Annotated in this window: 20 protein-coding genes, 1 pseudogene and 1 riboswitch; of the genes and pseudogenes, 5 read left to right on the forward strand and 16 right to left on the reverse strand. The window is 52.8% G+C overall.

Features of this window, described 5'->3' with window-relative positions; translation table 11 throughout:
- Positions 1 to 33: 33 nt before the first annotated feature.
- The 6 genes from NUV89_RS01710 to NUV89_RS01735 all read right to left on the reverse strand — a co-directional run bounded on the left by NUV89_RS01710 (position 34) and on the right by NUV89_RS01735 (position 4,790).
- Entirely contained in the window at positions 34 to 732 is a 699-nt protein-coding gene (locus NUV89_RS01710; RefSeq protein WP_257780068.1) for a DsbA family oxidoreductase, read from the reverse strand.
- 3 nt (positions 733 to 735) lie between these two features.
- Complete coding sequence (locus NUV89_RS01715; protein WP_257780069.1) at positions 736 to 1,326, reverse strand: TetR/AcrR family transcriptional regulator; 591 nt, start codon at positions 1,324 to 1,326, stop codon at positions 736 to 738.
- A gap of 93 nt (positions 1,327 to 1,419) precedes the next feature.
- Positions 1,420 to 2,193 (reverse strand): SDR family NAD(P)-dependent oxidoreductase, encoded by a 774-nt coding sequence (locus NUV89_RS01720; RefSeq protein ID WP_169904806.1) that lies wholly within the window; start codon positions 2,191 to 2,193, stop codon positions 1,420 to 1,422.
- 72 nt (positions 2,194 to 2,265) lie between these two features.
- Positions 2,266 to 2,820, reverse strand: a complete 555-nt coding sequence (locus NUV89_RS01725) for an OsmC family protein (protein ID WP_169904808.1) — start codon at positions 2,818 to 2,820, stop codon at positions 2,266 to 2,268.
- 705 nt (positions 2,821 to 3,525) lie between these two features.
- A complete protein-coding gene (locus tag NUV89_RS01730; protein ID WP_074848756.1) occupies positions 3,526 to 4,086 on the reverse strand; it encodes a TetR/AcrR family transcriptional regulator in 561 nt (186 codons plus the stop codon).
- Positions 4,087 to 4,199: 113 nt separating this feature from the next.
- Positions 4,200 to 4,790, reverse strand: coding sequence for an ACP phosphodiesterase (locus tag NUV89_RS01735; RefSeq protein ID WP_074848758.1), 591 nt, complete (start codon positions 4,788 to 4,790; stop codon positions 4,200 to 4,202).
- A 191-nt stretch (positions 4,791 to 4,981) separates the two neighbouring features.
- Here NUV89_RS01735 and NUV89_RS01740 point away from each other — a divergent pair, with 191 nt between their 5' ends.
- Positions 4,982 to 5,230 (forward strand): CsbD family protein, encoded by a 249-nt coding sequence (locus NUV89_RS01740; protein WP_169904810.1) that lies wholly within the window; start codon positions 4,982 to 4,984, stop codon positions 5,228 to 5,230.
- Positions 5,231 to 5,440: 210 nt separating this feature from the next.
- Here NUV89_RS01740 and NUV89_RS01745 read toward each other — a convergent pair whose 3' ends face one another.
- Positions 5,441 to 6,121, reverse strand: coding sequence for a competence protein CoiA (locus NUV89_RS01745; RefSeq protein ID WP_070994350.1), 681 nt, complete (start codon positions 6,119 to 6,121; stop codon positions 5,441 to 5,443).
- Positions 6,122 to 6,288: 167 nt separating this feature from the next.
- A complete protein-coding gene (locus tag NUV89_RS01750; RefSeq protein WP_257780070.1) occupies positions 6,289 to 6,798 on the reverse strand; it encodes a hypothetical protein in 510 nt (169 codons plus the stop codon).
- 272 nt (positions 6,799 to 7,070) lie between these two features.
- Here NUV89_RS01750 and NUV89_RS01755 point away from each other — a divergent pair, with 272 nt between their 5' ends.
- Positions 7,071 to 7,478, forward strand: a complete 408-nt coding sequence (locus NUV89_RS01755; protein WP_257780071.1) for a hypothetical protein — start codon at positions 7,071 to 7,073, stop codon at positions 7,476 to 7,478.
- Between the two features lie 18 nt (positions 7,479 to 7,496).
- The gene (locus NUV89_RS01760) at positions 7,497 to 7,703 is read left to right on the forward strand and encodes a hypothetical protein (RefSeq protein WP_257780072.1); all 207 of its coding nucleotides are present in this window, start codon (positions 7,497 to 7,499) and stop codon (positions 7,701 to 7,703) included.
- Positions 7,704 to 7,721: 18 nt separating this feature from the next.
- On the opposite strand, the gene NUV89_RS01765 is transcribed toward NUV89_RS01760, so the two are convergent.
- From NUV89_RS01765 to NUV89_RS01785, 5 genes are read right to left on the reverse strand one after another with little or no spacing between them, the layout of a single operon-like run.
- Positions 7,722 to 8,369 carry a hypothetical protein gene (locus NUV89_RS01765; RefSeq protein WP_257780073.1) on the reverse strand — a complete coding sequence of 216 codons (648 nt, stop codon included), beginning with the start codon at positions 8,367 to 8,369 and terminating at the stop codon, positions 7,722 to 7,724.
- Positions 8,370 to 8,377: 8 nt separating this feature from the next.
- Positions 8,378 to 9,838: a site-specific integrase gene (locus tag NUV89_RS01770; RefSeq protein ID WP_257780074.1), complete on the reverse strand. Its 1,461-nt coding sequence runs from the start codon at positions 9,836 to 9,838 to the stop codon at positions 8,378 to 8,380.
- Positions 9,831 to 10,436 carry a hypothetical protein gene (locus tag NUV89_RS01775; protein ID WP_257780075.1) on the reverse strand — a complete coding sequence of 202 codons (606 nt, stop codon included), beginning with the start codon at positions 10,434 to 10,436 and terminating at the stop codon, positions 9,831 to 9,833. The genes NUV89_RS01770 and NUV89_RS01775 overlap by 8 nt, the downstream gene beginning before the upstream one ends.
- 2 nt (positions 10,437 to 10,438) lie before the next feature.
- On the reverse strand, positions 10,439 to 12,484 hold the full coding sequence (locus NUV89_RS01780; protein ID WP_257780076.1) for a hypothetical protein: 2,046 nt from the start codon (positions 12,482 to 12,484) through the stop codon (positions 10,439 to 10,441).
- A gap of 25 nt (positions 12,485 to 12,509) precedes the next feature.
- A complete protein-coding gene (locus NUV89_RS01785) occupies positions 12,510 to 14,798 on the reverse strand; it encodes a hypothetical protein (protein ID WP_257780077.1) in 2,289 nt (762 codons plus the stop codon).
- A gap of 78 nt (positions 14,799 to 14,876) precedes the next feature.
- Between NUV89_RS01785 and NUV89_RS01790 the strand changes: the two are divergent.
- Positions 14,877 to 15,284 (forward strand): annotated as a pseudogene (locus tag NUV89_RS01790) (cation:proton antiporter); the annotation flags it as partial.
- On the opposite strand, the gene NUV89_RS01795 reads toward NUV89_RS01790, so the two are convergent.
- The 3 genes from NUV89_RS01795 to NUV89_RS01805 form a co-directional block, all read right to left on the reverse strand.
- Positions 15,278 to 16,165, reverse strand: coding sequence for a formate/nitrite transporter family protein (locus NUV89_RS01795; RefSeq protein WP_257780078.1), 888 nt, complete (start codon positions 16,163 to 16,165; stop codon positions 15,278 to 15,280). The pseudogene NUV89_RS01790 and the gene NUV89_RS01795 overlap by 7 nt on opposite strands.
- A 59-nt stretch (positions 16,166 to 16,224) precedes the next feature.
- Positions 16,225 to 18,135 (reverse strand): patatin-like phospholipase family protein, encoded by a 1,911-nt coding sequence (locus tag NUV89_RS01800; protein ID WP_257780079.1) that lies wholly within the window; start codon positions 18,133 to 18,135, stop codon positions 16,225 to 16,227.
- A 98-nt stretch (positions 18,136 to 18,233) separates the two neighbouring features.
- Complete coding sequence (locus tag NUV89_RS01805) at positions 18,234 to 18,638, reverse strand: acyl-CoA thioesterase (protein WP_207040494.1); 405 nt, start codon at positions 18,636 to 18,638, stop codon at positions 18,234 to 18,236.
- Positions 18,639 to 18,836: 198 nt separating this feature from the next.
- Positions 18,837 to 18,943, forward strand: a riboswitch (S-adenosyl-L-homocysteine riboswitch).
- A gap of 21 nt (positions 18,944 to 18,964) precedes the next feature.
- Between NUV89_RS01805 and ahcY the strand changes: the two genes are divergently transcribed.
- Positions 18,965 to 20,374: an adenosylhomocysteinase gene (gene ahcY / locus NUV89_RS01810; RefSeq protein WP_017735703.1), complete on the forward strand. Its 1,410-nt coding sequence runs from the start codon at positions 18,965 to 18,967 to the stop codon at positions 20,372 to 20,374.
- Positions 20,375 to 20,472 lie beyond the last annotated feature (98 nt).

Here is a 20,472-nt window from a genome sequence, read left to right on the forward strand (position 1 = left end):
GGCACCTTCAGAGTGCCCCCGTTCCGTTGCCAATCAAATCTTGCAGCCATCGATGCCGCAGACCTGCGCCGTCGATGCGCTATCGTCGACTTCGATGCTCTCAAGCATGTGATTAAGCGCTTCAAGAAAAGCAGTTTCAGGCTGCGCGCCCGATACCGAGAACTCATTGTTGAAAACGAACAGCGGTACGCCAGAACCCAACTGGGCGGCGAAATGCTCATCAGCTTCCATTTCAACGCGCAGCTCCACAGACGACCAAGCCAATTTGATCGACTCATCCGGCACACCTGCTCCCTTCGCAATCGCCTCCAAACTGGCGCGATCAAAAAGCGACTTGCCGTGGCTGGTACTTTGCTCATACAGCGCCTCGACAAGGCGCTTTTTCACTGTCGTGTCTTCAACTGCTTTCACCAGGACATGAGCATCCGCTGTGTCACCAAACATCATTGTGTCGAAGCGATAATCCAGCCCGTCAGCCTGGCCATATTTACTGATCGTACTCATCATCGTTTCTGCGGAATCTGGGTTGCCGAGCTTACGTTTCAGTGCTGCGATCATCGGTTCAGGGGCGTGATTTGCAGCGAGTCGATAGGCCCGAATGTTGACCTGTACATCGTCCTTCTCCGGAAAGTTTTCGAGTGCTTTTTCAAAACGACGCGTGGCAATCCAGCACCAGGGACACACATAATCAGACCAGATATCGACTACATATTTTTTCGAAGGGGTTTGCATAATTTATCCTGCACGGAGAAGTGAAGATTGCATTGCGGCCATTTCAAGCAAATGGTTAAAGCCAGCCAACGGGTCGGCTGAGCGACCCAGTGTCCAATCAATGAGGCTTGCTCCCTCCAACATGCTCAGCAGCATGAAGGCGAAGCTCTCAGCAGTTGTTCCAAGTAACCAGTGGTGCTGCCGGACTGCGTCATTTAGGGTGCTTTGGAGCCAGGCGAGCTGGGAATTAAAGAAGTCCCTGGTAAGTCCTTGTAGCGACAAAGGCAGCGCAACCATTTCCGCTGCCAAGGCACCGCATAACGGCAGCAGCCCCTCATTCGCGCTGATCACGAAAAGTCGGGAAAAAGCCTGCAAGCGCTGCAGTGGCTCGGGATGCATGATCTCGATTGACAGCAATGTCTCGTTGAAGCGAGCGATGTAGTCGTTGATCAGCTCCGCGCCCAAGCACTCCTTAGTAGGAAAGTGATGGTGAATGCTGGCTTTTCTAATGCCGACTTTCGCTGCGAGATCCGCGTAACTGAACGCTGAGTAACCCTTTGAGCGCATCTGGGTTTCCGCGTAGCTCAGCAGCGCGGCTTTTGTCGTGATAGACATTTGAAACTCCTACAGCCAGCACCCTTGTCACCGAAGCAGCCTGCTGGAAAGCGCCCCGTTGAGAGGCACTACACAGGGCGCTTGCCTCGGTGTTTAGGCACGTACCGCCATCACCCCTGCATCAACGTCCCAGATAGCACCGGTCACCCAGGAGGTTTTATCGGAGAGTAAAAAGAGGATGGTATTGGCGACGTCTTCAGGAACACCGACTCGACCCAGTGGATGGAAATCGTTTAGCGACTTCATCGCATCCGGGATCGCGTCCTTGTCCATGAAGCCTTCATAGATCGAGGTGTGAACGATGCCAGGCGAAACGGCATTGACTCGGATACCTGAGTGAGCCAATTCAATTGCCAGGTTTCGGGTAACTGCGTGCAGGCCCGCCTTAGCCATCGAATAAGCGGTTGCTGGAGATCCGGCCAGCGCGGCTTGCGCGCCAATCGAACCGACGTTGACAATGGAGCCTTCGCGCTTGGCAGCAAGCATATTTTTGACCACTGCCTGCGTGATAAAGAATGTGGAGCGGTTCAGATCCAGGTACATGTCGTAGTCAGCCTCATCGTGCTCGATGAAAGGCTTCGGAATGAATATGCCTGCAGAGTTCACCATGAAGCCGATGTCACTGTGGTTGGCATTGATTTCGCTGCGTACATAATTCATCCCTTCCTCGGTCATGAGGTTGGCAACGATCAGTGATACGTTCCCCAGCGGACTCAGCTCGGCGCGCACAGCATCGGCTTTATCCTGTTTACTGCCGGTGAGAACCACACTGCCACCCGCCTTTAAAAACTGGCGCGCTGTTTCCAGGCCCATGCCGCTCGTGCCGCCGACGACCAGCAGTTTTTTGCTTTTAAAATAATCGTTCATTACAGACTCCGGTATCAGATAAGTGAGAGGTGGCCAGCGGCAAGGTGCCGTGCTGACCTGTGGCCAGGACGGTTAGCCTTCGATGACTTCCAGCTTAGGGAGCATGCGAATGGCTTTAGAGAAGTTGGCGTAGTTGACCGAAGTCTTGAGCACCACGTTGTGCAGCTCCTCTACACGCTCACGGGAAGCATCGGTGTGCAGGCGAATAACGACACTCACTTCGTCGTAGCCTGGGTTAACGCTTTCGTCGATGCCTAGGAAACCGCGCAGGTCGAGGGTGCCGTCAGTCTCGATCTCCAGGCTGTGAATCTTGATGCCCATCATCGCGGCATTGGCGGCATAGCCGACCGACATGCAGGCGTTTAGAGCAGCCATCAGCAGCTCCTGAGGATTGGGCGCGGTGTTCTCGCCCAGCAATTCATTCGGCTCATCGGCTGCAATTTCAAAATCGCGGGAATAGGTCTCACCGGCCAAGCTGTAACGGCTGACCTTAGCTACGGAGCGAGTCTGGCCTTTCCACTCGGTCTTAACGTTGAAGCTCGCGTGGCGCTTGCTCGCATCCCCAGCAACGCCTTCGGCGAAATTCTGCAGTGCGGCGACATCGATACCATTCAGATTGCTGCTCATGTGGACGTTCCTCTTCAGATAAGCCGGACGATTTGGCCGGAAGAGAAACAAGCCTACCAAGTAGTAGGATGGCTTACAAGATAGATAACGATACCGATAGCTTTGGAGATTTAGGCTGCATAGAGGAATTGGGAATAATGATGGTGAAGCAATGAGGGTTGTGACCGACAGAATCACTCCGAGAGTGACGTCAGGACAAGACATCTCATATCTCTATGCATCAGGTTGGTTTTATGCAATTGTACGGCTTGATGGCATAATGCCGTCATCACATGGATAGAAATTAGGGAGACGTTATGACTGTTTATGTAACCCCAGGCAACGTGCTGGGACGCGACGGGGGGTCGTTTCAAGAGGTCACGTTGAACGCAGCTAAGAGCGCGGTTGACGCTCGTCATGGGCGGTATTGTACGATCCGCGACCACGAAAAGGCGCCGCCTACAAGCAAGCCTTCACGTCATTGGCTGCAAATCTACCGCACACCAGATAATACCGAGTGATCTATCCGGTGGGTTTTAGTCCGCGCTAATTAAAACAAGCGTAGATCGGCTCGCGGCCCCGAATCAAATGATTCAAGGCCGCGTGCTCTTGGCAGGCGGCCAAATCGAGAAGCTATTGGAAGATGCACCTAAGATACATCGATGAAAGATGCCCCCTAGAAAGGGAATGGAGCGGTAGAGTCGATAAACTCGCTTGCTAGAGTTTTCAGCGACGAAGGCTAGATAAAATAAAATCAAACCCCGACGAGTTCTCGTAATCATCGCTCATCGCCCAAGAAACAAAGCTCGCACCCTCCAAAGTATTCAATATGAACCTTGAAACCCTGATTACATCTAGGTCGGCTTTGAGCTCTCCTCGATCTTGACCCTGCTTAATATTTGCTTGGAGCCAAGTTAGATGTATTTCAAAGAAATCCTTTGTCATTTCTTTGAGGCTTTCAGGCAGGGCCAGAAGCTCTGCGGCCAGGGCTCCACAGAGTGGAAGCATCCCGTTTAGACTGCTGTGTGCGAACATCAAGGCGAACGCATTCAGCCGGTCGACAACACTGACGTGTTCATCATTGATAGCGTCCAGCTGCTTTTTAAACCGGAACAGGTAGCTCTCGACGATGGCAATTGCCAAGCCTTCCTTGGTGGGGAAGTGATGGTGAATACTCGCCTTTTTAATGCCGATGTCGTCCGCAAGGTCGGCATAGCTGAAGGCCGCATAGCCTTTCGTGCGCAGCAGAACCTCGGCGCTGGTCAAAAGGTCTGAACGTGTACTCATGATGCCGAATCCGAATTTGTCATCCTGACATCATAAATTAGTCACCTCTCATAAGACAGCGCTCGCCTTACCAGGCTTCAGACTTGAATCGAGCTGGCAAGTGCGGCACAACCTCAACGCATGGCTTGCGCGTCCGCAGGCAAACGCGCAAAAGCTTGGAGTGCTGGGTAAAAATCGCTGAAGTCTGCGCTCAGCAGCTCATAGTTGCCTTCGAGATGTTCGAACAATCCATCAAGCCCCTCTGGTCTGGAAAGGCGCTTCGAGATTATGCCCAAGCCATATCCAATCATTTCAATGTCTCTATAGGCGCACAGCCAATCCTCCGAGATCATCAAAGGCACGACCTGCGCCAGCGACGAAGGAAGGTTAGGCTCTGCCTCCAAAATCCCATAGATCTGCTGCGCGAAATCATCCAGCGGCACGTCACAATATTGCTCCCAATCGCGCGCGAGGCAGTGGTCAAAGAACATGTCGAGAGCGATTCCGGCGTAGCGCCTTTTCTCGTTCGGAAATCGTGATAGCGCTCGCCTGACCAACCCGTGGGCATCAGTGAAGGCATCAATCGTCCGATGCAGCTGAATCGCAGCCTCAGTTTTAGGAGAAAAGCGCCCTGCAAGTGGGCCTTTAACAAAGTCCCCGTACAGGCTCCCCAGGAGCTCGTCAGACGATTGCCCCCCAAGGTGTAGATGAGCCAAATAATTCATCCCATGCACCCTCATGCAGGTAGCGGTCGACGGTCAAGATAGCAGAGTCGCAAATGTCCTATCTACTAGATGGGTTCGTTCCAGAGCCTTAGGAACTTTGAACTTATTTTGAAGCTCATCCCCCTAAACCTGTGCCCATCACCGCTAGCTCAGCTGAATCTGAGCTGCTCACTCACGAAGGTATTGAAATCATGAAAAGCGAACAGGTTGAAGGCGTTGTAGAGAAGGTTGCCGGCAAAGCTCAAAGCGCAGTGGGGAAACTACTGGGTGATTCGAAGATTGAAGCCGAAGGTGCGGGACGCCAAGCTGCTGGTCAGCTGACTCAAACCTATGGCGATGCACTGGACAGTGTGTCTACGTTCGTCAAAGAGAAGCCGGTTGCTGCACTTGCAATTGGTGCAGTAGCCCTGCTGATACTAGACCGTGTCCTGCGCCGCTGAAGGTGGGAGGAAAAGCCTTGAGTTGCTTCTCCCGAAATCGTCTCTCGTACTCTCCAGGGCTATCTCTGAAGGGTACGAGGGCTATAGGGATATCCTGGAGAGCACTTTATGAGCGTCCTGTACCTCAGTAGTCTCGAAGTGTTTGATTTGCAAGCCGGCACAGCAATGACCCCGAAGGACAGAGATGCCGGCTAGACGCTTGGTCGGTTTTTATTGATCCGCCGTACCGGATTTATCAGAGGCCGGGCCTCCATTGAAGCTAAAATCGGTGGTGCCGTTGGTGATCCATTCGACCAGCTTTTCCTTGTGTGTGTAAGCCACCACTCCACGTTTTTGAGTCGGATCGAATCTTAAGACGCGCCATATACCAAAATCGGGGCCGAAGTCGATGAACACGGGTTTGGAAACCCACCAGCGAGCAAAAAGCTTGCTGCGGGAATGCCAGCTAAATGAAGCCAGTCCATTCTCCGACACTTTTGACAAACCCATTCTGAAGTTGTACCTGTCGAACTCAGTTCGCGTGCCATCGATCACCCAGATCATATTTTGATAGTAGTTTTGCCTCGCGATGACCTCTTCAGGGTGTATTGTCGATCTCTGAAACTCAATAACCATCCCTGAAGGCGTTCTGACATCTGCTATATGTCGCTCCCCTGAGGACGCTTGCAACACAACTTCCTGCCACTCGGTTGGGAACATATTCTTCCAATCGCGATGCCATGCCGTTTCCGTTTCCCACCACGGATCGCAATTGTCCAAACGTTTATGAGCCCAATGCCAGACGACATGGTTCCCGCATTTAGCGACGGTCTGGGAACCACAAAAACTGCAAACACCACGTGCTTTTGGAGTGGCCTCTACACGAGCGCCTTCAAGCAATGAGTATTTCATTTTCTTCCTTGATGCTAAAAATGGGGGGCGGCAGCTCTTAACTTCCCAGTCGGCAGTACCTTGCGACTCAAAGGACGAAAGACAAATATCTGAGCACGGAAGTCGTCCTAGCAGCCTGGCAGGGCTGCGTAAATGTCTAAAGAGGCGGGTGGCGGAGGGTGCCCCACTTAAATCGCCTTCAGGAGACGCTCAAGCGTTTGATGCTCCCATGTGCTCAGCATAGCAATGGGATCTGTGCCAAAGCGATTTCCCGAGTCTAAAGACCAGCGCCGTCCGTCGGGGCTTATGCACTCTTCGCAGTAACCCAGCTCATCGCGGTCGTTATGAATAGACATTCGCCGACCTTCGACATTAACTTTGAAGCGCTCCGCATAAATTTCTTCCCATCCCCTCTCGCAGGCTCTGACCATAATTAGGCGCCCAAGAGCTACCTCCCTCAGCACTTGGCTGACCTCTCGCGCTGAGAGTGGAGCCTCTTCGGCAGCGCCATCTAGCTGCGACGAACGAGCTGCCGCTCTGGCCTCTTTCAACAATTGCTCAGCGTACATAGCCGGATCATCATCTGGCAGTGGGTAGCCAGCGGCGGCTAGAGCTTCGGCACGCTCTTCAATTAGAAGACGCTCGGGATCGCGAACCGTTTGGTAGGCTCTGCCTGGTAAGCGTCGAGTTGTGTCCATTCCCGGCTCCCCAGAAGGCTGATGACTAAGAGCGACTAAATTACTTTTAGAACGATAACAGAACGCTTCGAATAGCGATGCCGAGCTCCGAATCATGAGGGTAGGATGCGTTGCGATCTATGCTTCACAGAGGCTCAGACACCAAGCAAGCGGAGCGCGCAGGCGTGAGGGATGCGAGCCCGCAGGGTCGAGACACGCCTTGGCGGGGCTCGATTCACGGCAGCCTGACGCCGCAGGCGGCATGCCATCAACGCCAATAAGAGGTAACTCAAATGCCCGACGATGAACTCCGCGAACTGGAGGCCAAGAGACGAAAAGCTTTGTGGAGGCTTGCGAACATCTCTCCAGGCGATTCGAAGGCGTTCGATGCCTTATCCATCCTTGATGACCTTGAACTTCAAGAGAGAAAAGACTCCCCTCATTCTGACAAGGCGCTTGAGCTCAACCAGGTTCGGGATTGTGTCACGGTGCAGCATCACCATTCCGGAATCGACATGATTTTGGAGCAGACTATCCCCCAGCCCTGGAGGGAGCGCTTCAGTCAGGCGAGTATCGGGTCGACCAGATTGTTAGATAGGCCTTACGCTGCGGACTGGTATAAATTCCTGGCTTGTTGGGAATCAGAGATGCAGCACCTCGAGGCACACAGAGCTGCCAGCAGTAAGCCCAAGCTGGATTGATGCAGACGGAGAAAAGACGTGGAACGAGACAGCGATGACACCGTGTATTGCGATATCCAAATGCCTGTGGCTCAAGGCCGGGAGCTATTGGAATTAGTGAGTGCATTACGAGAATCGAAAGTTCATCCACGTCTCGACAGAGTTTTCGAGCACATGCAGTACGAGCTCAGCACGTCCATCGATATCGTGGATAACCCGCCGACGTGGGGGCCTTGGTGTCAGTGATGACGCTTAGTGGCGCCATCAGAGCTCTGCATCCCATGCATCCATAGCCTCGCTCACCGCCGCGTACCACTGGAGGTCACCGAGCTGTAGGGCATTCGCAATTTGCCTGTTGGTATTGCCGTCGACCCAAGTCGGGAGACTCTCTATGGCTTCTGTGAACAGACTGGCTGTAGCGACAGCGAATCGCCCAGAACTTGTAGACTGGAAGCACACGTAGCGCACAGCAGCGCCGCTCTGCAACCGACGCCAAGCCACCACCTCGATACAGTCCATGGCGCTCACTGGGGCCTCTACGGTGGGACTCACTAACTCTTCCACCCGAATGTCTGCCGCCGCTTGGAATGATGTGCTAGCCGCTCTTGGTTTGTGGACGAGATGCTTCAACTGCTCACGTGAAGCTACGATCTGTTCGCGAAGCTCTTCAGGATCGATGGACATCCCACCATCGGGTGTCACCTTGAGGGTCTTCAAGGAGTTCGCCGCCAGGATGAACTCGCGTTCACGCGCTTTCTCCCACTGGGGGCGACGGTCGGGGCTGATAAGGTTCCAGAAGCGTGAAAGCAGCAACAAAACGTTCTCCTGACCTAAAGCCCAAGGCTTAAATCCATTGGTAATGAACCATGGTATCTCAACACTACTGCGTGAATGATAGACCCGTCCCAGCATTCACCGAATCATTCGCGTCCAGGCAGAATCGGAGCGATTCCTTTGACCGTTTTCTCTCTTGCAAGCTCACGAGCAAAGTCATCATCTCTTAAAGCCTCAAGCTTCTCCATCTCTACGTTATACTCTTGAATTGTAAGGGTAGAGCCGAGCTGGGCCCTGAGTTTACGAGAGTATTTATCGAACTGCTCCATGGCTCGAATTAGGAAAACATTGCTAACTGTAGTGCTATACCCCTCAATCTCCTTGAATGCTGCATGTACATAGCCCATGATAGTCGCAATTGATTTCTGGCCGGTATACATCTTAACCTCCTCAAGATAGCTTTCATCAGAAAGCAACCTGACTTCAAAATCTCCTGCACGCCTATATCTATCCCGCTGTACAAACTCCATTACCAAGTTCGTTATAAACGAGTGGCGAAACATGTGTGCGCAGGCTTGCTCCTCGATGCCAGCAAACCTACGCACTGAACCAATTTCATTACCAAGGGACGTTTCTGAAAGCGGAGTTCCGGTTGCTGATGATACAAATACGAAGCCATGATCATTAATACTGGAGAATTTACTTCTTACAACTTTATCCCTGTGAAACTCAATGTATGAGATCAGCTCATTGAGGAACATCTTATTTACGGGTATTTCCCTTTCCTCGCTGTCGTCGCCCTTCAACGTGATAAACCTAAGCATAGGGTGCTTCATCTCATACGCGGTCAGGACATCTACGACCTTAAGACTCGCAACCTCTGAAAGCCTAGCCCCAGAGTTTTCCAATGTTGAGATAAATGCATGCCGCCGAATCTTGATGAACCGTGAGCCCCCCATTTCATCGACAGCGCTCCTGAGCTGGTCGACATGAACAGCAGGAATCGCATTCCGCTCGTGCCTCCTACCACCAGGTGGAAATGCGTGATGCCACACACTGTGCACAGCATAATCACGACCACGCTTATCTTTTTTCACTGTAACGCTTTCAGTAATCTTTATGCGCCCTCCAATCGCGACGAAATTGGGTTGCTCATAAAGCCCTCCAATATACTTTAGGAAGTCTATACATACAGTCCCAACGTCTACAACGGTGAGTGTGGCTTTCTTCTTCTCACGAAGATTTTTGGGATCTACTTCCGTACCTAGATGATGAATAAAACGCGTAAAATCGTTATCTGATAGATCTATAAAATCAATGTTTGAAACATAACAGAATCTAACCAACTGACTGATTTTTTGAGCGTACTCACCAATCGTCCCACCTTTTCTACCTGTACGCGCTAACCCTTTACGCTTCATCCTATTGGGGCGAACCGTGAGGGAAAGCATGTAGAGATTCGCGGCAAAACAGGGTGCCCCGTTTGGCCAATTGATGAATGTCAGATTGCTCGCATCCCTGGTCACGAGCTTCCCGAGTGCGTTGTGGTCAAACAACTCAAGCTCAGGAACCACTGAATAAAGCTTACGCTCAGGGAAATTACTCACTCCGTACTACCTTTAAAGACTGGATATTTTCGTGAGATGGAATCACGTCAAAAGGAGACTCATTAAGCGAGACTATTGCCAACAGTGCATTTACGGCTTCGCTAGCGCTTTTATTTCTAACAGCCTCACTAGAACCATCCCTAGTTTCTTTGATTCCCGAGATAGCAGTGGAAAGCCCTTGAAGCAACCTGAAATTAGCGCGGCGCAGTGCGACCACCGCGCATTCTAACTCGCTATTAATTTGCTCTAGCCCATGTTTGGTCTTCTTGGTGGGTTTGTTGCCCCTTTCGGCATACGCGGCAATTGCATCCTTAGCCACGCATCTAAGACGCTCTAACCCTGCGAAACCGTGATGACCAAGTAATTCATCGGATTTTTTTTTGAGGGTGTTCAGACTCGTGGAGTCGATAGCGTAATGCTGTCCAGCCAAATCAAACTTGTAAGAAAGGGAAGCCAAAGCTCCTTGATTTTTTAGAGCGGAAGTAACAACCTCATTTGAGACGTATTTTTTAACATCGGCAAGTACGTCCTCTAGCAGAACCTGTCGCGCCTTGATTGACTGATTGTGAACTTGAATTTCCGACCTAGGCTTACCCATGATTACGTCCCCTTTACGTGAACAAGAACCTGCATTTCCTTGCCATAAGCTCCAAGAACAAATACTGGCTCAAATTTGACAATGCCTTTACTCATCAAATGCTCCAGATGCTCCGAAAAGGATTCTTGATCTACAAGACGCACATCATCCGTTCCGAACTGCTCCTTCATCAACGCACGTAACGATTTATAGTTATGCACATCACCAGTGAAGAATTTCTCAGCAATGATTTGAGCTTCCGCCCCACGGAGGGATGCGCCATCTGTGGCATCTGTAATGTACCTCCATGCATGCTCAATATCGTTATGCCCGAGAATCCAACGAAGTGTATCTATGCGTCCTTTCCCATATGCGTGAAAGAACAGCAGGGCCGCTACACGGCGCAACTGGTGCTGCCTGATATAATACCGAAGCCCTACTTCATTAACTTCGCTCTCAAAGTAGTCACACAAAAAGTCGAAGCATGTATTCATGCTCATTTTTGTGGCAGAATATATTACGTTTCTTCCATGCAAAGAAGGAACGGAGAATATAGTAGGAGCTTCCGCCGAGAAACCAGCATTGATGAGCTCCTCCTGAAGGCGTACTAATTGCCCAAGCATCTGCACCGCAAGAGGATCAATAGGCCTTGCGTCGTATTTCCGGAGACCATACGTATTGGTTGTGCTCTTTTCTCTCATGAACATCAGCCAAGAATTCGTGGAGTCGAATGCTCGGGCCGACGGGATCTGCAAAAGCTCATCTATTCGGCGAGCCATAAGCAAACCAACAACAAATTGAATAGCACCAATATAAACATAAACAAGTTCAAGCAAGCCTGCATTGGATCTTAGCCGCTCAAAATAGTTCTCCTTCGTTCCCTTTCGACTTTCAAGACCACTGCCATCGGCATCACTTGTATTTCTACAACCAAGCCCCAATTTTTTCACACCGTGATGTTCCAAATCACTGCCAACAATTGAAACAACCTGCTCATCGGTTAGGCTTGTAAGCGTTTTGTCATGCTCATCACAGTATCGAGCCAACCTGCAAAACCCCTCAATAACCAGAGGGCCCAACTCGTAATGAAACTCGACAGCACCTTTGAATAATTTAAAAATCGTGCCGGACGGCACTGTCACATAACGACCAGGTTTGGCTAGCTCTGGCATGTAACCTTTAATTCTATCCAAAACTCGCTCATTGGGCCCTGGCACTCCAAGTTTCTTGAGCAACCCCATTCCATACAAAAAATTGTAAAATAGCCTGTACTGGGATTCGGCCATGAGACTTCCCGACCTAGAAGTAACCTTTACTCCCTCCATCTCACGTTTATAGGACTCACCAAGCGGATAAAAACTAAGAATTTCATGCCTCGGCTTGGCCATGCCCCCACGGATAGTATTTGGGTAAACTTCGGCTGAGATGCGTACAGAGTTTACTGTATAGCCAGCGCCTCTATGTCCATCGTAGTGACCTTTATGATATAAAGCGGCCCGAATACGTGGAATATTATCAACGGAAACATTAAGCTCGTTAGACTCGAGCTGGGTAGAACTTATCTCTGACATCGACGGATTCTCTTCCAATATGGAAGCAATCGTCGCGACTGGTATTTCATCTAAGAGTGCTAGAGCATACTCACACAATTTTTCTGACCAATCATACAGCGCTTCAGCCACGGAGGACTCTGAAGACAGCTTATTTAAGATCCATTTCATATCGCCTTCAGACAAACCTGCCAATCCGGCACTTGAAAGTTTAAGCTCATGTGCGTGAATTAGCAGACAGTCAATAACACCCACGGCGGCGTGAAACTTCCTTCTTAATGTCTCAACACTTTGAGAATTTGCCGTTTCAACCAGGCTATTTCGCGTAGCGCCAATTAGCGCGTATTTAAGACCGTTCAACAGATCTAGGTTTTCGTTATCGGTAAGGTATGAGTTGTTGTCTAGGGCTACCTTCCAGTTGAGCAGGATAGGATCACCGTTGAAATTCACGCTCCAGATGGAGGCATTAAAATCAGTGGTTAGCCAAGAAGCCTTACGGAACGCTTCTGCCGGTGCCATGCGAGGCTCGTTGAGGAACCCAAGTTTAGATGGAGCATTCATAAACAAACCTCTCCATTGACGCTACGCTTGCTGTTAGTGACGCCTTGTGTAGATCGCTCCGATAAGTGACATCTCGATGCTTACTGATCTCTCCCTCAAGAAAGCCTGCGTAACTCGCCCAGTAGACTGCCTTAGCATTAACCTTCTGATTGGGTGGCGCTTGTTCAACAGCCAATTTTATCGAGAGCAGCACGCTCAAAATATCGGCAGACACTAACGCATATACAGTCCCGTCGTTCTCAAGCTTTTCATGACGACCCTCTGGATCTTGAAGATACGCAGGAATATCTCCAAAAGCATGATTTACTAGGAAAGTGTCTAATTCATCCACGCTTGAAAATTTGCTTGCCCGAAATAAAAACGGGCTATCTTTAAGACTATGACAAATTAAGACCTTGTTAAATACTCGCATACGCCTTTCATGCAGGAAATCGATAATCACCTTGGGCAGATAGTGATCCATGAGGTTAGGATCGTAGCTATCATGGCCTAAAGCCTGAGAAGTAGTTTCAGCGCTATGCGTCTTAATGAATATCTCGGTTACTCTGGATGCGCGTACGGAAGACGCACTCACCATCTCCAAAAACTTAACGAGATCATCTTCAGGCATGTCCGTATGAGGGCGGAACTGAGCTAAAAGATTATTTCTCAAATACGTACCAGGTTTAAGTGTCGACCTCGACCACGGGGTTAGGGTGCTTTTGACAGGCGGTGAAAATGCGTTGCCGCATGTAATGAACAGCTTCCTCCATGAGGGATCGCCCTGTGATTTCAGATACTCACGTAGGGGCGCAGTGATCTCAATAATTTGGTCGACCAAAGCTTTAGTTTCTGAGGTTAGCGTGATTTTTTGTTCAGACCTTCCTGCCCCCTTACGATCCTTGTACCCCACCAGCTTATGTACCGACCCGTCCAGTACGTATCCAGATCTCTGCCCCTGCTTATTCCAAAGATCGAAATCACCCAGAAACTCCGACGTAATTATCGGATGCCTTAGAATAATTAGAAGCTTAAATGGCATTAGACTACCCGTCAGTGGCATCCCCATATAGCTGGCTAAATCAGAAGCAGGAGTCTGAGAATCTTTTGTATCCACTGACAAGGAAGCGTAGTGGCTGTAAGGCTCTCCGTAGCCGTAGGTCTCGAAAATACAGCAAATATTGGGGATTATTAATAGGTGCCCCTTCTTCCGTTTAGTCGTATCTACCAACTCTCCCTGCGCAGCGAGCTGTTTACGACGAAGAACCCTACTATATAGATCTGCTATCTGAGCTTTGGCCCATCCTTCAATAATCTTCAGCCGCTTAGATATGGAAATGAATAATATCTCAACAGCTTCAGACTCAGTAAGATGTAATGGCACTTCCATTACGAGCTTAACTTTTACCTCCGCACCATCATCATTTTTTCTGACATTAGTCGACTGACCATCGATTCGCTTCGCAGGTGCTAACGGCAGTTTCCCTCCCAATGGTTCGGCCCATACGCCTGGAAGAATGAAAATTTTCTCGACAAACCCAATATACTTATTCCAAGTCTTCATTTGTGCGTCAATATCCAGCCCCAGGGCCTCGCCACTCATGAAAAAACTTTCCCTAAAATCCCAGAAGAAATTGTAAATCATTGTCGAATCGTTAAACGTGTATTCAGGCCAGGAATCACTATTCTGACTCAGAAAACCAGCCATCTTATTCGGCATAGTTAACTGTGTAGTTCCATACCCTGAAATATGGAGTCGTAGCTGCTCATACAAGCCGGATGTAAAGTCATGACCATGACTGTTATGAATATTGGCAAAGTGACAATACAACTTGGTGCCTTTACGGTTTTCTACAGGCCATCCAGTCCAATAATTGACTTTACGCTGGTCAACCCCAAGAAGTATTTTTTTCCACTTCGTATTATATTTTTTTCTTAGTCCACTTCCACATTCTGTCGGCGGCATGGAAGGGACGTAATTACGTGCTTCGAGCAGAATGTCTTGCAGATAAACGGAAATCTTCGCGCGCGTCACGTCAGACGTGCCGACCAAATCCTGTTCGAACAGCGCTCCTTGAAAACCCGCAACGATGTGGGTCAGCTCTGACGACGAAAGCTTCAAGAAAGACAAGGGCTGGTTGGTGATGTCACAAAAGCATTCGAGAAGCTTCAATGTCGTCGTCGACGGCACCTTCCTACGCTCAGCGCAACGCTGGAACAACTCCACCACATCAGGCGCCAGAGCTCGGAAGGGATAGGTTTCGATGGGCGATCCTTTTTTGACGATTGTCACTTGCAAAATCCGTGGTGAGCTGGCTGTAATGTCTATTCTACAGGCACTCCGAATAACTGACAAAAAAATGCGAATGGCAAAATTTGGGAGTTGCTCGACGACATGCTCAACGCCCTGCTGTTCGCCTTGATCGGCATGGAGTTGCTGCTGTTGCCGTTCAACTGGCTGCACGTGTTCGCCGCCAGCTTGCTCGCGGTGGCCATCCTGCTTTCGCGCCTGCTGACAGTGGCTCCGGCGATTTTGCTGCTGCGCCGCTGGCGAACGGTGCCGCGCGGCACCATCCGCATCCTCACGTGGGGCGGTTTGCGCGGCGGGGTATCGGTAGCGTTGGCCCTGGCCCTGCCGCTGGGTCCTGAGCGGGACCTGCTGCTGAGCATCACCTACATCGTGGTGCTGTCGTCGATCCTGTTGCAGGGGTTGAGCATCGGCAAGCTGGTCAAGCGCGTAACCCGCGATGAACCGCAGGCCGCGCCGGAAACTCACTGATCCTTGCGTGTCGGCTGCGGATGCCTCGGGTCCGCAGCCTGCTTGCCCGGCAGGCTGCTTTCACTGCGGATCTGCGCGTGGCTGATTAGCGCAAAGATAAAGCTGCCGCCGATGATGTTGCCCGCCAACGTCGGCCCGGCGAACACCAGCCAGAAGTCCTTCCACGCCAGCTCTCCGGCAAATACCAGGTAGGACACTTCCGCCGAACCGACGACGATGTGGGTAAAGTCGCCCAAGGCCATCAGGTAGGTAATCAGAATGATGATCCACAACTTGGCGCTTTCCATCGACGGGATCATCCACACCATGGTGGCGATCATCCAGCCGGAAACGATGCCCTTGGCAAACATCTGCCCAGGATCGTTTTCCATGACCTTGCGCCCGATTTCAAGGAAGGCCAGGTCGGTCTTGGTGTCGAAGATCGGCAAATGCAGCATCACGTAGGCCACCAGCAAAGTGCCGCACAGGTTGCCCACCAGCACCACCGTCCATAGCCGCAACAGGCGCCCGGCATTGGCCAGGGTAGGTTTGCTCATCACCGGCAGAACAGCGGTCAGGGTGTTTTCGGTGAACAGTTGCTGACGCGCAAGAATCACCGCGAGGAAACCTGCACAGTAGCCAAAGCTGGCGATCACCTTGAACTCTTCGCCGTCCGGCAGGCGTGAGTTGAGCAGGCCCATGCCCATCAGCGACAGGCCCATGGTCAGGCCGGCAGCCAGCGCCGACCACCACAACGCGGCCACATTGCGCTCCAGTTCCTGGTCGCCCTGGGTCCGAATGATTTCATGCAGAACCGCCGCACGAGGCGGCTGGTTCTTGTCCACATCGGCCTGTTCTTCCTGCGACAGGTTGGGAGTCTTGCCGTCTGCTTGAGTGGCCATGATCGCGTGCGTCCAAGGGGTGCCTGTAGCTACGACACGCCGGGACGGTAGCTGTTCATTTAAAGCGGAATACGCCAGGCCTTGGCCATTTCCACGGTGGTGGAACTGATCGGTTTGCTCCACGGTTTATTACGCGCCTTATAGTTTTGGACAATGTCTTCAAGCGCGGCGTTGAACTCACCTGGCGTGGTGGCATTCGCCAGCTTGAGGGCGACACGGTGCAACAGTTCAACGTTGGACTCCGGCTGGCCCGGGCGGAAAAGCGACGGGTAGATGACCTCCCGGGTGAAGTTCTCGGCTTTCACCGCGATGTCGCGTCTTTTCATTTCGGCGACAGCATGGGTCATCACCTTGGACAAGGGTGAACCCGTGCCCTGCTTGGCGGCCACCTGCAACAGTTGTTGGAAGTTGGGCTGCCCTGCCGCATTCAGGCGCCGCCCCAGCCACTCGACGTGCTCAGGTCGACGGGCCAGCGTATCCAGATTGCGCAGCGCTGCCGCGATCTTCGGGGTGATCGTCAGGATATTGCTGGTCCGATTGGCGTCGCTCACGGCACTGTTCAAGGCTTGCAAGGCTTGCTGCGCGGTCTTTCGAAACGTCAGCGCATCCGCAGCGGCCGGGTCTTTTTTCAGCTGGTCCTGGACGCTAGCCAGCAAGGTGTCATCCATCGCCAGTACCGCGCTCTCCATTGACGCGTACGAATGCTGCTCGCGCGCCTTTTCCCGTGTCCCCAGATGAGCCGTCACCGCCTGATGGGCCTTTGCCTGCAGATGTTTTTTCTGCTCGGGCGTCATGGTGAAGTTGACGGTGCCGTTGAACATGCCGCGAAAGTCGCCTTGTTCCGTGTTCAGCGGCAAGGTCACCGTCTGCTCGGCATACGCCTTGAGTCGCTCGGCTTGATAAGCCCCGGCAGCGCTGTGTGGCGTGCCGGTCAATCGATCGACGATGTTGCTGAAGAACCCGCCGCTTTTTTTCGGTTTCGCCTCGTCGGACTCAAACTTGACGACCAGCGACTCAGGCTGGTTCAACGGGTCTTGCGGCTGCGATGACCCGACCACGCCGGGCGCGGGCGTATTGGCGAGCAATCCACCGTCCTGGAACGCCGTGACTTCGGCCACTTGCTGAAACCCATGGCCTTGCTCTTGCGGGCTCTTGAACAACCCCGGCAGCGAGCCCGAAATACGGGCGGCGCGGGCGATATCCATGTCCGGGGCCAGGCTGGCATTGAACACCACCAATTGCGGGCGACCGTCAAACATGCCGGTGCCGGTGATGTTGAGTTGCTTGATCGCCGGAATATGGTGGCTCAACACTTCAAGGTCGCGAAAGGTTGGCCCGCCACCGGCGCTCAGCCTGTCGGCAATCTTCATGACTTCGCCGGGCCGGGTTTCCCTGGGCATGTCGGCGATGTGGGCGAGGATCGACTTGCGCGACTCGTTGCGCATCATCTCTTCCAGGGGGGAAGCCTCGGTTTGCAAGCGCGGCAGCATGGTCAGCAACAGTTGGGTGATATTGCCGGCCGCCCCCGGCAAACGCCCGGCGAGCTTGCCGAGTTCGGAGCTGATGTTTTGCAGCCAGGCGGTCACCGGGTCTTTGCTGTTGAGCAGGCTGGGCAGGTCGAGGCTGTTCGACAGCTCGCCGAACGTTTTAGCGTTCATGCCACTGGCAAGCAATGTGGAGGAAATCGCCCCGGCAGACGAGCCGGAAATCACCTTCACACCTTGCAGCTTCTTGCCATCCTCCAGCGCCTGCACCATCCCCGGGAAGGCGATGCCCTTGGCGCCGCCGCCGCTGAGCACCAGGTGGCTGGGCGGTGGCGGTGACACATCGACATCCACTCGCCCATCGTTATGGCGATGGAGGCTCAACTTGCGTGGACCCACGTTCTCGAGCAGAGGCGTCTTCACGCTCTGGTCGATGGTATGTGGCGCCGGGGCTTGGGCTTGAACAGGAGAATTGGACACTTTCATACACAGGCTCTCGCTACAGGATGTAGTCCTGAGTGATGAGAGAGCCTGGGAAAGATCCACGCGGAATGATTTGGCAACGCAAATCAAACCACGATGGGTTACTCGGAGACGCTGTCGTCCTGGAACTGGTCCTTCACGTACTTGATCTCGGTACGCCCGTGGGGCGCCGGCAGGCCGTCTTCGCCGAGGTTGACGAAGACCATTTTTTCCACGGTGAGGATGCTTTTGCGCGTGATCTTGTTGCGCACTTCACAGGTCAGGGTGATGGAGGTGCGGCCGAACTCGGTGGCGGTGATGCCCAGTTCGATGATGTCGCCCTGGCGCGAGGCGCTGACAAAGTTGATTTCGGAGATGTACTTGGTGACAACGCGCTGGTTGCCCAGTTGGACGATCGCGTAGATCGCCGCTTCTTCGTCGATCCAGCGCAGCAGGCTGCCGCCGAACAGGGTGCCGTTGGGGTTGAGGTCTTCGGGTTTTACCCATTTGCGGGTGTGGAAGTTCATGGTCACTCCAAAGCGTCTTGCCGAATGATGGGCGACATCATGGCAGAGGCCGCGCCAGAGCTCTATGAGGCATTGCCTATCAAGGCCATGAGGGATCTTCATGTGTCCGACAGAAAGGCTTGGGAAGTCTGGCGCACACGGCTATAATCGGCGCCGTTTCAAAACGGTCATATCAAATTGTTACCGTTTTCCCGCCACCTGTCCGAGGGGCGCTGCAGCAGGTTCAACCTGTCAGGCTCGGATGGGGCGTTGTCCGGCTGTTATCACCTGGCCAGATACTAAACGCACAACGGCGCCCATTCGCACACTACGAATGGAGGCTCTTCATGAGCGCTGTCAACACGCCTGCAGATTTCACCGACTACAAAGTCGCCGACATGTCCCTCGCTGCCTGGGGCCGTCGCGAAACCTTTATCGCCGAATCCGAAATGCCAGCCCTGATGGGTCTGCGCCGCAAATACGCCGGCGAGCAACCGCTCAAGGGCGCGAAGATCCTCGGCTGCATCCACATGACCATCCAGACTGCCGTGCTGATCGAAACCCTGGTTGCCCTGGGTGCCGAAGTGCGTTGGTCGTCCTGCAACATTTTCTCGACTCAAGACCAGGCCGCTGCTGCCATCGCGGCTGCCGGTATCGCGGTTTACGCCTGGAAAGGCGAGACCGAAGAAGAGTACGAGTGGTGCCTGGAGCAAACCATCCTGAAAGATGGCGCGCCTTGGGATGCCAACATGATCCTCGACGACGGCGGCGACCTGACCGAGCTGCTGCACAAGAAATACCCGGCCATCCTCGACCGCGTCCACGGCGTGACCGAAGAAACCACCACTGGCGTACACCGCCTGCTGGACATGCTGGCCAAGGGCGAGCTGAAAATCCCGGCCATCAACGTCAACGACTCGGTGACCAAGAGCAAGAACGACAACAAGTACGGCTGCCGTCACAGCCTGAACGATGCCATCAAGCGCGGCACCGACCACCTGCTGTCGGGCAAGCAAGCCCTGGTGATCGGCTACGGTGACGTGGGCAAGGGTTCGTCCCAGTCCCTGCGTCAGGAAGGCATGATCGTCAAGGTTTCCGAAGTTGACCCGATCTGCGCCATGCAAGCCTGCATGGACGGTTTCGAAGTGGTTTCGCCGTTCATCGACGGCCAGAACGACGGCACCGAAGCGAGCATCGACAAGGCCTTGCTGGGCAAGATCGACCTGATCGTGACCACCACCGGCAACGTCAATGTTTGCGACGCGAACATGCTCAAGGCCCTGAAGAAGCGTGCTGTTGTCTGCAACATCGGCCACTTCGACAACGAGATCGACACCGCTTTCATGCGCAAGAACTGGGCATGGGAAGAAGTGAAGCCACAGGTACACAAGGTTCACCGTACCGGTGCAGGCGATTTCGACCCGCAGAACGACGACTACCTGATCCTGCTGGCCGAAGGCCGCCTGGTTAACCTGGGCAACGCCACTGGCCACCCAAGCCGCATCATGGATGGCTCGTTCGCCAACCAGGTACTGGCCCAGATCTTCCTGTTCGGCCAGAAATACGCCGACCTGTCGCCCGCCCAGAAAGCCGAGCGCCTGACCGTGGAAGTACTGCCGAAGAAACTCGACGAAGAAGTGGCCCTGGAAATGGTCCGCGGCTTCGGCGGCGTGGTGACTCAACTGACCAAAACCCAGGCCGACTACATCGGCGTGACCGTTGAAGGTCCGTTCAAGCCGCACGCTTACCGCTACTGATTTGCCTGCGGCCCGCTCCCTTTCAAGGGGAGCGGGCTTTATGTGGGAGCGGGCTTGCTCGCGAAAGCGGTGTGTCAGTTGATGCATCCGATGACTGA

It is taken from the genome of Pseudomonas sp. 18.1.10 (assembly GCF_024655625.1).
Classification (GTDB): Bacteria; Pseudomonadota; Gammaproteobacteria; order Pseudomonadales; family Pseudomonadaceae; genus Aquipseudomonas.